The sequence below is a fragment of the Gemella sp. GL1 genome (genome assembly GCF_013415365.1).
Classification (GTDB): Bacteria; Bacillota; Bacilli; order Staphylococcales; family Gemellaceae; genus Gemelliphila.
On record NZ_JACBYB010000009.1, the window covers coordinates 46,393 to 63,489 of the forward strand.

General features: G+C 28.7%; 14 protein-coding genes. 2 read left to right on the forward strand and 12 right to left on the reverse strand.

The window, feature by feature from the left end; translation table 11 throughout:
- Positions 1–2 precede the first annotated feature (2 nt).
- From HZY82_RS01330 to HZY82_RS01345, 4 genes are all read right to left on the reverse strand, one after another.
- Positions 3–791 carry a DUF4422 domain-containing protein gene (locus HZY82_RS01330; RefSeq protein WP_179938453.1) on the reverse strand — a complete coding sequence of 263 codons (789 nt, stop codon included), beginning with the start codon at positions 789–791 and terminating at the stop codon, positions 3–5.
- 12 nt (positions 792–803) lie between these two features.
- Positions 804–1,409 carry a sugar transferase gene (locus HZY82_RS01335; protein WP_179938455.1) on the reverse strand — a complete coding sequence of 202 codons (606 nt, stop codon included), beginning with the start codon at positions 1,407–1,409 and terminating at the stop codon, positions 804–806.
- 310 nt (positions 1,410–1,719) lie between these two features.
- Positions 1,720–2,544 carry a glycosyltransferase gene (locus HZY82_RS01340; protein WP_179938457.1) on the reverse strand — a complete coding sequence of 275 codons (825 nt, stop codon included), beginning with the start codon at positions 2,542–2,544 and terminating at the stop codon, positions 1,720–1,722.
- Between the two features lie 402 nt (positions 2,545–2,946).
- Positions 2,947–3,930: a stealth family protein gene (locus HZY82_RS01345; RefSeq protein WP_135156475.1), complete on the reverse strand. Its 984-nt coding sequence runs from the start codon at positions 3,928–3,930 to the stop codon at positions 2,947–2,949.
- A 103-nt stretch (positions 3,931–4,033) separates the two neighbouring features.
- Here HZY82_RS01345 and HZY82_RS01350 point away from each other — a divergent pair, with 103 nt between their 5' ends.
- Positions 4,034–5,515, forward strand: coding sequence for an oligosaccharide flippase family protein (locus HZY82_RS01350; RefSeq protein ID WP_135156474.1), 1,482 nt, complete (start codon positions 4,034–4,036; stop codon positions 5,513–5,515).
- Positions 5,516–5,528: 13 nt separating this feature from the next.
- On the opposite strand, the gene HZY82_RS01355 is transcribed toward HZY82_RS01350, so the two are convergent.
- The 8 genes from HZY82_RS01355 to HZY82_RS01390 all read right to left on the reverse strand — a co-directional run bounded on the left by HZY82_RS01355 (position 5,529) and on the right by HZY82_RS01390 (position 15,970).
- Complete coding sequence (locus HZY82_RS01355) at positions 5,529–6,998, reverse strand: O-antigen ligase family protein (protein WP_179938459.1); 1,470 nt, start codon at positions 6,996–6,998, stop codon at positions 5,529–5,531.
- Positions 6,999–7,150: 152 nt separating this feature from the next.
- The gene (locus HZY82_RS01360; RefSeq protein ID WP_135156472.1) at positions 7,151–8,134 is read right to left on the reverse strand and encodes a glycosyltransferase; all 984 of its coding nucleotides are present in this window, start codon (positions 8,132–8,134) and stop codon (positions 7,151–7,153) included.
- Between the two features lies 1 nt (position 8,135).
- On the reverse strand, positions 8,136–9,104 hold the full coding sequence (locus tag HZY82_RS01365; protein WP_135156471.1) for a glycosyltransferase family 2 protein: 969 nt from the start codon (positions 9,102–9,104) through the stop codon (positions 8,136–8,138).
- On the reverse strand, positions 9,091–10,323 hold the full coding sequence (locus HZY82_RS01370; protein WP_179938461.1) for a DegT/DnrJ/EryC1/StrS family aminotransferase: 1,233 nt from the start codon (positions 10,321–10,323) through the stop codon (positions 9,091–9,093). The genes HZY82_RS01365 and HZY82_RS01370 overlap by 14 nt, the downstream gene beginning before the upstream one ends.
- An 8-nt stretch (positions 10,324–10,331) precedes the next feature.
- Positions 10,332–11,024, reverse strand: a complete 693-nt coding sequence (locus HZY82_RS01375; RefSeq protein ID WP_135156469.1) for a sugar transferase — start codon at positions 11,022–11,024, stop codon at positions 10,332–10,334.
- A gap of 191 nt (positions 11,025–11,215) precedes the next feature.
- Positions 11,216–12,961 carry an ABC transporter ATP-binding protein gene (locus HZY82_RS01380; RefSeq protein ID WP_179938463.1) on the reverse strand — a complete coding sequence of 582 codons (1,746 nt, stop codon included), beginning with the start codon at positions 12,959–12,961 and terminating at the stop codon, positions 11,216–11,218.
- A complete protein-coding gene (locus HZY82_RS01385) occupies positions 12,948–14,681 on the reverse strand; it encodes an ABC transporter ATP-binding protein (protein WP_135156467.1) in 1,734 nt (577 codons plus the stop codon). The genes HZY82_RS01380 and HZY82_RS01385 overlap by 14 nt, the downstream gene beginning before the upstream one ends.
- Before the next feature lie 107 nt (positions 14,682–14,788).
- Entirely contained in the window at positions 14,789–15,970 is a 1,182-nt protein-coding gene (locus HZY82_RS01390) for a cation:dicarboxylate symporter family transporter (protein WP_135156466.1), read from the reverse strand.
- A gap of 140 nt (positions 15,971–16,110) precedes the next feature.
- On the opposite strand from HZY82_RS01390, the gene HZY82_RS01395 reads away from it, so the two are divergent.
- On the forward strand, positions 16,111–17,097 hold the full coding sequence (locus HZY82_RS01395) for a lactonase family protein (RefSeq protein ID WP_135156465.1): 987 nt from the start codon (positions 16,111–16,113) through the stop codon (positions 17,095–17,097).

The following is a 17,097-nucleotide window of genomic DNA, read 5'->3' on the forward strand; positions in this document are numbered from 1 at the left end:
CCCTAAAAACTCTTTTCATATTTTTTCTTAAATATCTTAGCTGTTAGGAATGCCGAGCCTTTTTTTAGCCAATTTACTTTAAAGTGGTCATATAAAGGTAGTTCTGTTGTTCTGATATTATTTTTATCTAACCAAACATTGAATAATCTCTCACTAACTCTACCAAATAGCCTTGCTTCGAATGGAGTTAGACCTTCAACACTCACTCTCTTTTGTAGTTCAAATAGAATTGGGAATAACCATTCACAATATTGATCTGCTAATTTTTTGTTAGCTATGAACATATTAAACATATATCCATGATTTTGTTTCATAACCTTATCAAAGTTAGCTAAGTAATCTGAACAAGTTTCACTTATAATATCTCTTGTTTTATCTAAATGCTTAGCATCAAAAGTATTAGCATAATGGCTATATAAAGACTCAATGTAATATTTTCTTTTTGCCGGAACTATGATATTATCCTCACCTAGCAATGAAATTAAATCTTCTTTCCTAACAATAAGTTCTTCTAATTTTTTATTCGGACTATACTTGTGTTTTCTTGTAGATAAATACCTTCTATAGTGAACTAGACCTATATAGTCAATATCTAAATTTTTCCAAGCCCAATATAAAGCTGTTAGTTCACTAAAATAAGGATTATCTGCAGAGATATTATCTCCTTCATTATCTTTCTGATATTCTGTCACTATATTATTTAGCCCTGCTCCTACTTGTATAGGTAAATAAATATCTGATTTAGGCACGTCCACTTCTTTGTGGGCTCCCACTAAGATTTTCACATCCATTAAAATTTTCTCCTAATGATTTCCTAATGAAAGTACTACTCTTATAGCTTGTATAAATATTTTAATATCAACTATAGGACTTACTTCATCAATATATTTCATATCTAAAGCCATTCTCTCTTCAAACAGCATGTCATTTTTATTCTTCGTTACTTGCCAATAACAAACAAGTCCTGGTCTAATTGAGTTTTTCTTCTCTATATCTAAAAATTTACTAATTCTTTCAGTCTCATTTTCATTTAATGGTCTTGGACCCACAATTGCCATATCTCCTTTTAAAATATTGAAAAGCTGTGGCAATTCATCTATTGATGTAGTACGAATAATTTTTCCAATTTTAGTTATTCTATCATCATTTTTATCCTTTACTCCAAGCACATCGACTTCCCCACTAGATATTCTTTTTTCTAAGATTGAATCTGAGTTTTTAACCATACTTCTAAATTTATATATTTTAAATTTTTCTCCATTAATCCCTACTCTATCTTGTGTATAAACTGCATTTCCACCTGAAATTTGAATTAGCAAATAGGTAACAAGCATAATAGGTGACGTAATGATTATCAATAGAACACTTAGTACTATACTTAGAACTCTTTTGGTTATTTTGTAATCCATTTTTTCCTCCTAATTTTTCCATATAATAACCCAACTAATTATATCACTCTGGCATCAATATATCAATAATTTCACCGATCTTTTCTCCAATCTATTTAAAGTAAATTTTCGGACAGTTAGATTTTATTAATTTTCAACAACTTGTTTATACACATTTATAAACATCTATTTTTTAGTACATATTTTTTAATTTCTATGATACCTAGATTTAAGAATAACTTAAATTATATTTCTGTAGCTTTAATCTCACTCTTCCCAAATAAAAAAACTCCAGTAGTATAAACTTCTAAAGGTCTTCTTTATTACAATTCTATTTTCTAAGTAACTTCTTAAAGATAAATTCCCTTGCATTGTTAGGTACTATCGCCACTCCTAGCTGAATAGCTAGACTTAGGATATAATCTTTATAAGAAATTTGCTTTCTAGCCAACATCTTTTCTCTAGCTTCTTTATAATACTCAAAATAGTCTAATCCACCTCTTCTTTCATACATTCCGTTTCCGACTCTCACTTTACATAAAATCATATCTATATTCTTAGTTTTTGAAAAAGTCGCTATCATATTATGCCATAGTAAATCATCTTCCATATAAAGTCCATCTTCATAATTTCCTGCTCTTAATACTGCTGATTTTCTAAACATTACTGTCATGTGGTTAAAAGCACTTCTCTTCTTTTGATATTTCACTATTTCTGCATGACTTAAGGGAACCAATCTTTTAGAATGAGGATTTTCTGGATCTGTATCAAATTCTTCAATATGCCCTCCAACTATATCTAAAAAGGGATCTTCTAGGAAAGCCTTCTCTTGAACTTCTATACGATTACTTATTGCTATATCATCAGTATCCATCCTAGCAATAAGTTCATTAGCACATCTTTCTACTCCATACTTCAAAGCAAGGCCTAATCCCACATTTGATTTTAAAGGATATCTTTTTATTAATCTTCCAAATCTTTCTTCTAAATATTCAAGCTCTGCATATAAGGTATCAGTAAGTGGACCATCTTCTACTATGACTATTTCATCCACAATTCTAGTCTGTCTAGCTATACTATATATAGCCCCTCTTAAATACTCTGCATTCTCTTTTTTATAGACCGAAAGAAGAACACTTATTCCATACTTTTCCATCTATTCACCTTTATTTCAATGTTTTTTAAATATTTCTATAATTATACTCTCTTATTTTAAATTCTAATATTTTCTAATCTACTCGTAGAATAAAAGTTTTTAATGTTATTTGAGCCTAGGGTAACCTTATAGATAGGCATCCAAGAAAACATCTAAATTTTGTTCATAATAATCAATAAAATAGAGTTTATCTATATTTTGCTATACAGATACCTTACACTAACTACTTGGTATTTTATATTGTACTATACATAACAAAAAACCGTCTAAACTTTTGTTTAAAAAATGACGGAATTCTTATACATATGTTCAAAACTATTATCTAAACCCTATTCTACTTGGGCCTAGCTACAAGCCGACTCTTTCAATTTTTCATTCTATCATAGACATTCAAGAAATCAATTATAACTCAAACTCCGACTTATTAGGAAACAATTTAGAAAAACTTTCTTCTAATTCCTTATCACTCTTTCGAGCATCCATTTCTAAATCATCATTTATACAAATAATCTTATACTTCTTATTCTTTAATGCTAATTTTATATCTTCTAATTCGCTGTTTAAAAAGAATCTTCCAAAATTTGAATCTCTAGGGAGAAATTTACCTGTTTCTATATTCCAATGGGACATTAGATAATGTGATATATCTTTTTCCGTTCTAAATCTTGATTTTTCCGCTTCTGGTAGTATATCTTTCTCTAACTCAAACACTTTCTTGAAAGTTGATTTAAGATGAGGCTGTGCTATATGAGAAGCCATATAACCTATTATACCTGGATATAACAAGGCTACTAAATTATTTATATTATGTTTTCCATTTCCCCATCTAAAAAATTTCAATGGATTTTTCTTAAGTTCATTTTTACTACTAAAATATTTATTCATAATAATTGTATTATTAATTTGCGTATGACTAAAACTTCCGTAAGGAATTATGGGTTTATAAATGGCTAAATCCCTTACCCTATCTCCCACAAAAAAATCCTCTTTCTCCAGCTTAGCAATTACATACACATCATCATTAAATAAGATAAACTTCTCACTCAATTCTCTAATTCTATGTAGGTGCAGTTCTATAATATTAGAATTATAGGTAGGCAAATATTCATTAGGTATATAGTCTGCATGTCTTACTATTTTTAATTTAGGATGATTCTTGTTAAGCCATCCTGGTATATGCCCATAAGTAATAAAAAATACCTTATTAATCCAAGGCATATTATTTTCTATTCCTCTAAACCAATACTTAAACAAATCAGATGGACTATAACGATTCTTACTATCTGCCTCTGAATAACTTTTTTCTGCAACATATTTAGATTTTTCTTTTAGCCATTTAGGATCTGTACCATCAACCCAAGTAACAACTATATCAATTTTTTCCATCTACTTCCCCCTCACTGTATTTATTACTTATCTATATCATCTATTAATTATATCATATTTAACTTTTATGATATAATTTTAATAATAAAAATTAGGAGTTTGTATGAAAAGTCTAAAACTTAACGCTCTAGCTGCAATAATGGTTAGAATTTTAAATATAGTATTCCCTTTAATAACTGGGCCTTATATAGCTAGAACTTTATCTAAAGAAAATATTGGTTACTTTGACTCTGCAAATATATTAGTTCAACTTTTAGTACCCCTAGCTACTTTAGGAGTCTATAACTATGGTATAAGAAATATAAGTAAAGTTAAAAATGATAAATCACATATAAACCAACTATTCTCTGAGTTATTTTATGTATCTTCTATTGCTACTTTTTTGATGTCTTCTTTTTATCTTATCTACATCAATTTTTTTAGCAATATTGATTATACTAGTTTGCTTTATACTTACTATATTTTAGGTTTTCAGTTATTTTGTCAATTCTTATCTATAGAATGGCTTAATGAAGCATTTGAAAACTATAGCTTTATTCTCTATAAGACGATTATAGTAAGGATAACTATGTTTTCTCTGACCTTCATCATGATTAGAAATCCTGACGATTTACTTGCATATGCTTTTGTAATGACTCTTGCCGAAGTTTTAAATCTACTATTATCATTTATATGGATAAAGCGAGATGTTAAACTTGTTAAAGTTCCATTTTCAAGATTAAAAAAACTATTCTATATCTTATTACCTATGCTTATATTAGCCAATATTAGCATCTTATTTTCTACTCTAGATAGGTTATTTTTATCCAAGGCTGAATCTAGTATCTATATAGCTGATTATGTAATGGCTCAAAATATAGTTATGATTATAACCGGTATTATTACTGGAGCTATTTCTGTCAATATCCCCAGATTATCTTACTATCTTGGAGAAAACAATAACATTGAATACGAGAAACTTCTTTATAAAGGAGCTCAAGTTTTCCTATTTTTCACTGTACCACTGACAATGGGAATATTTATTCTATCAGATGATATTGCACTTATATATGGTGGTGAAAAATTTCTGAGTGCAGGAATTGTAATAGCAATTTTCTCTCTGAGATCTATTATGCTAGCCTTATATAATATACTAGGTGTGCACATAATTTTTATAAAAGGATATGAAAAATATATAACCATCTTTGTTTCTATTGCCGGACTCCTCAATCTATTGCTAAAAATATTTCTATACAAATCATCTATTTTTTCAGCAGAATATTATATTGGAACTACATTTATCTCAGAAAGCTTGGTATTAATTTTTTATATTATATTCATAAAAAGAAAAAAACTAGCAAATATAAAACCTATTTTCCATAACTTATACAAATATTTGCTTATTTCTATCAGTTTTATACTAATTTCTTTCTTAATTGACCAGCTTATAGTTGTAGATATTAATCTATCTTTAAAATATATCTTGAATGTTTCTTCTAAAATATTACTATCTAGTCTAACCTACTTCTTATCTTTATACTTTATTAGAGATTCTATTATTAAAGAAATACTAAAGACTATAAAGAATAAATTAAAAAGAAGTTAAGTAGTTTTATTTATTACTTAGCTTCTTTTAATATATGTGCCAATAGACCTAAAAATATCCAGCTTATGGCTGTTACTATTTCATTAGAAAATAATATTATAGAATCAAATAGACCATTTAAAAGGCAAAATACAAGTATACTTGTAACTAATAATAAATAAGCATTTTCTTTTTTAAATAATCTAGCAAGTGTATCTCTTACCATTAATAACAATACTAGAGTAAAACATACTAAACCTACTAAACCACTCGTCACATAAGCCATTAAATAGGTGTTGTGTGGATGATAGACCCCTCCAACATTATAAGTATCTTGATGATTAGATTTAATAAACTGAACTATAAATAAATCTTGATAGTGTTCATGAATATATTTTGAATAATTACTTGGAGATAATCCGAAAATAGAAATATCTTTATACATATTAATATAGTCTCCCCAAATACTCAATCTTCCATTAGAGATATTAGATTTATCAATATCTTTTCTATCTAGCAATTCTTCTGCATTTACATGAGATTTCAAACTCTCTGAACCTTCATTTTCTAAACCATCTACTATAAGATTCGGCTGCTTACTTAATAATGATTTAAAAGACATAGAATTATCCTTAAATACTGTAAATGTTGGTAAATAAGACAAAGTTGTTTTTAAAATTTGTGTCCCTAAAAACAAGCCCCCTAGCAGAGCAAGGGATATTATAGAAGACATAAATATTTTATATATAGTTTTTTTTCCTAGGAAATATTTTGTAAAAACCTTATAAAAAATCAATAAAGCAAATACCGTCATTAAAGAGAGTAAAGCTGCCCTTGATCCTGTCAATATTATATGTATGAAAAATACTAAGTTAACAAAAATTATCAACTTTTTCTTGGGATATCTCATACTTCCATATATTATTAAAATTCCTGATAGCATAGCAGATATGATTAAGGGCATAAAGATACCAAATAATCTATTTTCCATAAAACCTTGCCTTGTAAGATAGCTGTTATAAGGATTGGCTGAAATTCTAAATGATGTATTGAAAAGATAAGTAGATATAGAAAAAGCTACAGCTATAAACCAAATTATAAGAAAATGCTTATACATAAAGTCTATATCTTTTCTTACCTGCTCTAGACCCACTCTTTCAGCATAGGAATAGTATATGTAAATATAAATCAACAGCCAAATAATATCAAATAAATTCTCCTTAATACCATATTCAATAGCCATAACTGAAGATATCCCAGCAGATACAAGCAGTCCATATAGAAAGATTGCATACTTAGTCTTAAATCCACTTCTAAAAAACAATAAATCATAGACTATTATCCCTATTCCAGCTACAGCCAGATATCTCTGAAAGCTATATAACTGCGTATTCATAATCAAGGACACTAAAGGAGCTATCAAATATATTAAATATGCAAAAATACTGACCGCTAGATAAACTCTTACAATATTGTTAAAATTATTATTGATTACTTTCAGCACACTTTCACCTCCTATTTTTTCTCAAATATCAATTCCTCTTTAGAAAAATAAGTTTCTAATAAAATAACTTCTGCTACTTTAATTACTACTATTATGATCTATTAATTTTTAGTCTAAAATATTTTTCAATTATAGCTAGAACTTGTATTTCACTATAAATTCAAAATCCTTCTTGCCTTATATTTTTTAAATAAAAATTTATAAAGACTAAGATTTATACTTAATAATAGCACCGATAATTTTAATGCTTTCTCTGCTTTATTACTTGACCAAATTTTAGATTTATTAGTTTTAAAAAAATTATAAATTTTATCAAAACTTTCTATGGATTCATAATTATCCTCCACAATCATATGATTGAATGTAGACAAATATGCATAGACCAGCCTTATAAAACTTTCTTCTTTATATTCAGGATAGTTTTCTCCTACATACATATCCAATTTTTCAACTATTTCAATAAGGTCTAATTGCTTAGGACTATATTTTTCAGTCGTTATTGAATTTTCTCTAATGTAATAGTAATAATATGGCTCACTTGTAATACTTATCTTATCTACTTTTTGAACTAGGTCATAATTATAATAAATATCTTCATAATATTTACCTTTAGGAAAAGTCAATTCCTTGGCTAAATTAGCATCTATTAATTTACACCATACAGAACCATAGACTTTTTCCATAGTAAGATATTCTCTCAGATATTCCTTAGAGGATATAGTCTTTCTATAATCTTTTCCTAAATAATGTGGTCTTTCCTGATTTCCATATATTCTCACTACATTTGATTCTGCAACTTGCGTATCTTCTGATTTTATTAATTCATAAAGATTTTTATACATATCTTCATGGATATAATCATCAGAATCTACAAAACCTATATAAGCCCCCTTGGCTTTGGATACTCCGTAATTACGGGCATCTGACAAACCACCATTTTCTTTGTGATAAAGCACTATACGATCGTCTTTAGTCGCCAATTCTTGGGCAATTATTGCCGAATTATCTAGAGATCCATCATTGACTAATATTATTTCAAGTTCAGTATAACTTTGTTCTAATATCGAATTTACGCAACGCTCTAGGTATTTTTCCACCTTATATACAGGGACGATTATACTAATTAACTCAGACATATCAATTCAACCTTCCATATGTTTTTAAGACTACTTTATATAATCTAGTGCTGACTACTAATAATAAAGTTGATATCTTTCTGTTTCTTTTAATACAAGGATTTTTTAAAATATAAATTAAATTTTTTTTAAGATAATTTTTTACTTGATAGTAATATTTATTTTCTTTGTAATTATCTAGCATAATAATCTGATTAAAAATTCCAAAATATGCATACATTTCTCTAGATCTCACTTCATTTTCTAAATCTGGATAATTTGATAGGGTATAGTCTTTTATCTCATTCAAGATATCCAATAAATACATATTTTTCTCCTTAAAATCCGAATTTGTTTCACTATCTTTTCTCACAACATAATTATAATATTGCTGACTAGTTAAAATTATCTTATTAGATTTTTTTATCAATTGATATTGATATTCCATATCCTCATATATGGGTTGGTCTATAGGAAATAAAATAGACTTGGCCAAATCTGCTTTTATTATTTTCCCCCATGATGCACCAAATAATTTATCCATCAATAAATATTCTTTCAAATATTCTTTCTTATCTAATCTCAAATAGTAATTTTCTTCTGTATACTTTCTTTTTTTACTTCTCAAAATTAAATTAAAATTAGATTCTACAAAATCTGCATCTTCTTTAATAGCAATATTATAAAGCTCTTCTAGCATATTCAACTCAAGATAATCATCTGAATCTACAAAGCTAATATAAGCTCCCCTAGCTTTCTCTAAGGCAAAATTCCTAGCCGCTGAAACTCCACCATTCTCCTTATGATAAACTACTATTCTATCATCTTTCTTTGCTAATTGGTCACAAATCTGACCGGACCTATCGGGTGAACCATCGTCCACTAAAATTATTTCTAAATTTTTATAAGTTTGATTTATTATTGAATTTACAGATTTCTCTAGATAGTCTTCAACCTTATAAACTGGAACTATAACACTAATTAAGTCCATCTTGTTTTCCTAGTACTTGCATAACTACTTCTTTATAATTATCAACAATATATTCTATATCTTCATCTTTTAATTTCGTGTGAAGTGGTAAAGTAATCTCATTTTCAAAGTATCTATAGGCATTTGGATAGTCTACTATGTCAAAACCTTTATCTTTATAAGCTGTTAATAAAGGAAGTGGTTTATAATGAACGTTGGTAGCTATACCTCTTTCTGCCATTAAAGTAATAATTTTGTTCCTTTGTTCTAAATTAGCACCTCTCACATGGGTAATATATAAATGATGAGATGATAAATAGTTTTCTCCCTTGTGTTTTAAAAATTCAATATTTGTTCCTGCAAGTAAAGTGTCATACTTGTCTACAATATCATAACGTCTTTGCAACAAACTTGGGTATCTCTCGAATTGTACAAGTCCGATAGCAGCAGCTATATCTGTCATATTACATTTATAGGCTGGAATTAAAATATCATACTCCCAAGATCCTGTTTTTGTTTTGGCTAAAGCATCTTTTGTTTGTCCATGTAAAGAATAGATTTGAAAGTCCTTGTATAATTTATTATCATCAAAATTAGAATTTTCTTTCCAAGTTACTGCCCCTCCTTCTGCTGTAGTAAAATTTTTAACAGCATGAAATGAAAAAGCAGTAAAGTCTGCAATAGATCCTACTTTTTGCCCCTTATATACAGAACCCAAAGCATGGGCTGCATCTGCAATGATTGCTAGTCTTCCTAATTTTTCTTGATATTCACTTTTCGCTTTAAATAAGGATCTTTTCTTTTCTACTATTTGAAATAATTTGTCATAATCACAAGGAATACCAGCTAGATCTACTGCTATAATTGCCTTGGTTCTCTCAGTAATTGCATCAGCTAATTTATCATAATCCATCTCAAAAGAATTTTTTTCTATATCTATCATTATTGGATTTGCTCCAACATGATAAACTACTGAACAAGATGCAGTATAAGTCATTGCCGGAACAATTACTTCATCTCCTGAAGTAATTCCTAATAGTCTAAGTATCATCTCTAAAGCTGCTGTTGCTGAATTTAAACATACTGTTTTACTTGTGTTGCTGTAGTTTGATAATTTTTTTTCAAGTTCTTTTACTCTTGGTCCTGTTGTAATCCAGCCTGATTTTAAGCTCGCTATTACTTCATCTATTTCAGCTTGACTTATATCAGGCGGTGAAAATGGTATAGTTAATTTTGTCATTCTTCCTCCTACTTTAAAACTCCAAAGAATGTAGCTATCATTATTTTGATATCTTCTATAAATGAAAAATTTTCCAAATATTCTAAGTTATATTTCATCTTATTTGGTAAAACTTTTTCTATATAGGCCTGATCCGCATCCATACCTTGGCTAATCCATTTTTCTAAGACTTGATCTTCATCCTTATACTTGATACTTGCTTTCGATGTCACTCCAGCAGGTAATAGTAAAGTTGCATACATTTCCGGATAATATTTATCTACATACTTAGCAATCTCCGGTCTTGTTCCTACAAAAGACATGTCTCCTAATAAAATATTTATTAATTGTGGCAGTTCATCTAATCTTAACTTTCTAAGTTTTCTACCTACCCTAGAGATTCTAGGATCATCTTGTAAAGTTACTGCTGTCCCTAGTTTATCTGCATTTTCTACCATGGTTCTAAATTTAAATATTTTAAATTCTTTTCCATAAAGCGTTATCCTTGGCTGTCTATAAAATACTGGACCCTTACTATCTAATTTTATCCAAATTGCGATAAAAACAAATATAGGACTGACTAGTAGTAACATAAAAAATGCTAAAAATTTATCAAATATTTTCTTAGCAATTAAAGATATTTTTCTTTTTTTTATTTTTTCATAATACACTTTAACTTCTTGGATTTCTAGAAGTTCTTTTAACTCTTTATTTCCATTCATAAAACACCTATTTAAAATATAATATAACTAGTATATTTTAACATATACTGGCATATATAAACAAAATAAAAGAGAGTAATCCACTCTCTTTATTTTATCTTATGTTTTCAGATAAGCTGGCTTATCTTAGTCTTCATTAAAATATCTACAGATCTTAAGCACTATCTCATCAAAAACTTAAACAATATCTATTATGAATTTGTTTGTGTCCTATACATTTTATTGTATCTTCCACCCATATTCAATAATTCTTGATGGCTTCCTGACTCTACTATTTCTCCGTAATGAAGAACAAATATTTTATCAGCATTTTTAATTGTTGACAACCTATGGGCAATTATTAAAGTTGTACGTCCCTGTTTCAATTCTTCAATAGCTCTACCCACATATTGCTCTGTTTCACTGTCAACATTAGCTGTTGATTCATCTAATATTAAAATTTTTGGATTCTTTGCCAGGGCTCTAGCTAAGCAGATAAGTTGCTTCTCTCCTGTCGAGAAGTTGGCTCCCCCTACCTCTACTTTTGAGTCTAGACTTCTATTTTCTAAAATAAAAGCTCCACCCACTCTTTCTAGTGCCTCTTTTGCTAGCTTTTTATCCCCTTTAGGAGATATATTATCCAGTAAAGTTCCTTCGAATAGAAAAGAATCTTGCAGAACTATTGCAACCTCTTCTCTTAAGTAGCTTCTGGTATAATCTTTTACATCAATACCTGAAATTTTAACCTGTCCTTTATTTGCTTCATAAAATTTTATAAGTAGGTTCATAATTGTAGATTTACCCGATCCCGTTGAACCTACAAAAGCTACTGTTTGATTTTCCTTAATTTCTAGATTAATATTTTTTAGGACATATCTATCATCTTTGTAAGCGAAGTAGACATCTTTGAATTCAATATTTCCTTGGAAATTGTCCTTTTCAGAAATTTTTCCATCATCATCTTCCCTTTCAAGCTTCAAAACTTCGTTAATATTAACTGCTGCCCCTACCGCTCTTGTATATACAGAAATTTCTGCAGTAAAATCCGTTATACGATATATAATATCTTGTGTGTAGGCTACAAATAAATAAATTACCCCTAGCGTTAATCCAAATACATTATCATGAAAGTATGAATAAGCATAGTAGAAAATTATCCCTGTAAAAATCATTATTTGCAGAAAACCTGTGAATGTATGAAGTAGAGTTGCATCTGCTCTATTGATTTTTGAACCCAAACTATATCTTTCGTCATTTACCTTTTGCCAGTACCTTAAACTCTCCTCTTCTTTATTAAATGATTTTATTACTTCTAAATTTTGATAAGACTCATTGATTATAGCATTGGCTGTTGAATATGTTCTTCTATACTCAATTATAGTATCAGCTGTGATTTTATTGTATATAAACATTAGAAGATACATCAAAGGTATTAGTAGAAGCATTACTAATGCGAAATATATATCTACTAGGAATAAAGCTGTATAAATAAATATCAATTTTAAAACTACTACCAATATATTTACAAAAGTATTAACAAAAAAGTTCCTAATAACATTGGCATCTGATGTAATACGTGATACTACCGACCCTGCCGGCATATTATCAAAATATGAAATCGGTAAGTTTTGGATATGGTCATAAATTTTTTCTTGAATAGCTACATATACAGCATTAGCTCCCTTAATTAGATAAATATTTCTTACATAAGTCAATAACCCAGATAAAATCAGAGTTGCTCCATATCCTGCTGCTATGATTAGGGATCTATAAATTATTTGTTCAGTGATTGTTCCTTCTACCTTATCAAAAACTTTTGATAGTAAGTAGACTGCTATAACAGACCCTAATACAGCTAATAAGGCCGTAACAAGACCTATAAAATAGTCTTTTTTTGCCTTTTTCATATAAGGTACAAATTGAAAAAGTAAACTCGCATTATTCTTATTCTTCTTCATTTTTCTTTGCCTCCTTATTTTGATATTCATCAAGTTCTCTATACCAGTCGCAAGTTTCTATAAGTTCCTCATGCCTACCTTGACCAATAATCTCTCCATCTGATAAAACTACTATTTTATCAGCATGTCTTACCGCGGAAACTCTATGTGCCACTATAATATTAGTTTTCCCTTGTCTTTCATTTTTAATATTTTCTATAATATTTTTTTCTGTTGCAGCATCTACTGCAGACAATGAATCATCCAAGATTAAAATTTCTGGATTTGAAATCAAGGATCTAGCTATAGCTATCCTTTGTTTTTGTCCCCCAGACAGAGATAATCCATTCTCTCCTATTAGGGTATCCACTCCTTCAGTAAACTTATCTACGTCTTTCTTTAAATCAGCATTAACTAATGCTTCTTCTAACTTATCTTCTAAATTTTCTCTATAGAATAATATATTGTCTTTTAGACTTTTAGAGAATAATTGATATTCTTGGAAAGCTACTGACATAGAATTTCTTATTGAATAGTCATAATATTCTTCAATAGCCTTATTATCAATGAAAATTGATTGATTTTGTATTGGATATAGTCTTAATAACTGCTTAATAAGAGTTGATTTCCCAGAACCAGTCTTACCCACAATTCCTATAGTCTTTCCCTTTCCAATAGTCAAGTTGATATTCTTAAGAACTAGCTTGTCTTCATATTTGAAATTAAAATCTTTGAATTCAATCTTTTCTTGAAAGTTAAGTTCATATTTAGCCTCTTTGTTATTTACTAATACTTCTTGATTTTCAATTTCCTCTATACGTTGCATTCCTTTTTTAGTTTCAATAAATGAAATAATAAATTGTGATAAAGCAATATAAGGCCATTGTATCAAAGTTAGAACTAAGAAAATTGACATCATACCACCAATTGTCATCTCTCCATTTTTAATTAAATAAAAACCATAAATCACAGCTATCATATAAGATACTGCTGTTGAAAGCATATTGATTGGTTGGAATAACTTTACCTTTTTCATATATTCTAAATTATTGTCTGTATAGATATTCAATTTAGAAACAAATGATTTTCTAACTTTAGCTAGTAAATTATAAGTTCTAATTACTCTTACTCCCTTAACATTTTCTAAGGTTTCATCAGTAATTTTATCCATAGTTTTTAACATTTTATCATAGTAAACTTCTTGATATGACTTTCTTCTGTATAAGTATATTGTTTGAATTACGTAAGGAGCTATAATTAATAAAGTGTAGATCAAAGTTGATTTAGAAAAAATCAAGACCGTAATATAAGAATTATAGACAACCCCCTCCATAAAACAAAACAATCCAAAAGAAGCAATCGGACTGATATAATCTACAATATCATTAGTAGACCTACTTATAAGTTCTCCTGGACTAATACGATTAAATAAAATAGGTGTATGTTTGTAGACTGATTTTTGTACATCTTCACTGACATTCTTCATAGTATTGTAATATCCTATGAATGTAAAATAGTCACTTATAGAAGAAATTATATATTTGCTTATTCCTATTAAAATTAATATATATATTTCCCTTATAACATCATCAAATGTAAGTGTAGAATTAGCTATTGAGTCTACTATATAAGATACTCTAGTTATGGGATACAAGGTAAGTAAATTACCTAACATGGATGTACATATAACAAGGAAAACTCGCAACTTATCTCTTTTAAAAATTCTTAATACGCTATTCATATTCTCTCCTTTCTTAATATAAATCTTTGACTATAGTAACATATAAAATACTATTTTTCAATTTTCATTAAAAGTTTATTTAATAAAATAAAAAAGCAGGCTATTGCCTACTCTTTAAAAAACTTTTTATTAACTCTATCTACAATTGATGATAGGGCACCATCTCCTGCAATGTTAGCAGCTGTTCCAAATGAATCTTGAGAAATATATAAAGCTATCATTAGTGACGACATCACTTCATTAAATCCAAGGACTGTTTGCAATAGTCCTAATGCTGCCATTACTCCCCCTCCAGGAACTCCTGGTGCTGCAACCATCGTAATTCCTAACAGAATTAAGAATTTAACCATTGTTGCTGCGTCAGGAAACTGGTATCCATTTTGTAGCCAGTAAACAGCAGTTGCACAAGTAGTTAAAGTAATTGTAGATCCTGATAAGTGAATAGTTGCAAATAATGGGACAGTAAATCCTGCTACCGACTTATCAACACCCATTTTCTTTGTAGATTCTAATGTTACTGGGATTGTTGTTGCTGATGATTGAGTCCCTATTGCTGTAATGTAAGCCGGTATAATCTTAGCAAGCATTTTGAATGGATTTTGCCCACTTATTCCTCCTGCTACAAAGTATTGGAATAAGATAATAATTGCATGCAGTATCAAAATAAGTATGAATACTAAAGCAAAAACTTTTAAAATTTTAAATACTTCACCTGATTTTGTAAGGTTAGTAAACACACCTAAAATATAAAATGGTAATAAGGGAATAATTAATTTATTCAGTAATAATTCTATAATCTTACCAAAATCATCAAATGCTTTTTTCATAGATTCTAACTTTAAGACCGAAATTCCAATACCTATTACGAACGATAAAGCTAAGGCTGTCATTACACTAAATACCGGTTGTATTTCTAAAGAAAGATAACCAGAAATTAATAAATCTTCTGGATTAGCTAATGATTGTAGGGCAGAGCCTTGCAAAATATTAGGAATTACAGCTTGTGAAGCTAAGAAAGCTAAAGTTCCTGCAAGTAATGTAGAAACATAGGCAATTCCAGTAGAAAGACCTAATAATTTTCCTGCATTAGATGAAATTTGACTAATTCCCGGTATAATAAAGGCAATTATAATTAATGGGATTGCAAATTTTAAAAATGACGAGAACAAACCTGAAAAAGTAACTAGCACTTTAATTAATACTTCTGGTAAAATATTCCCAAATATAACCCCTAGTACTAAAGCCAATACTAATCTAGCTAGTAGAGGAATTCTTGAATATAAAGACATAATTTTTCTCCTTTGTTTTTTCTAAAAATACATGTGTTTATTATACGTGGAATCCATCTTTATGTCAACTAATTTTAAAAATTTTCTATTTAAGAATTTTATATTATAATAAAATTATATTAATGAAGGGAGCTACTTTTATGCTAGAAAAATTTTATTTAGGATCTTATACAAAAAGGGAAAGTAAGGGCCTTTACTCTGTTGTTTTAGATACAGAAAAAAAAGAATTACTTGATTTAAAAATCGAAAAAGAAACTAATAATCCTACTTACCTAGATAATAAAGAAAAAAAATTGGTAATGGTGTCTGGAAAGAATGGTAAGGGAGGTATTTTGTATACAGATAATGCCATCATCCTTGAGTCTTATACAGAAGATGCTGTCCCTTGCTATGTTGCTTTAAATAAAGATATTATTCTCACTGCCAACTATCATACAGCAAGTTTAATAGCCTATAAAGTAAGTGATAATAAACTAGAAATTCTTGATATAGTAGAACATAATGAAGATAAGGATGAAAAAAAATCTCATATTCACTACTCTGATTGGTCTAAGGATAAAAAATATATATTAGCTTGTGATTTAGGTAAGGACACTTTATTAACATATAAGTTAAATAACAACAAATTTGAATTAGTTTCAACTTACAAAACTAAAAAAGGAGCTGGTCCTAGACACCTTACCTTCCATCCAACTTTAGATATTGCTTATCTTATTTGCGAACTAGACGCTTCTATTGAAGTCCTTTCCTATTCAAAAGAAAATGGTTCTTTTGAACTTATTGAAAAAGTAAATTTACTAGAAAATGAAAGTGACAAAAAATGGGCTGCAGCTATTAAATTAACAAAAGATGGAAAATTCTTATATGCTTCAAACAGAGGCTATGATCTTATCCTAGCTTACTCTATTCTAGAGAATGCCAGATTAAAAAAATTAGCAACCTACAAAACAAATGGCTTAGTTCCACGTGATTTTGCTATCTCTTCTAATGAAAAGTTCCTTATTGTTGCCCACCAAGATTCTGATAACCTTACATTATTTGAAAGAAATAATGATGGATCATTAAACTTATTAAATAGTGACTTTTATGCCCCAGAAATTGTTTGCGTAAAAAATAAAGAAGATTAG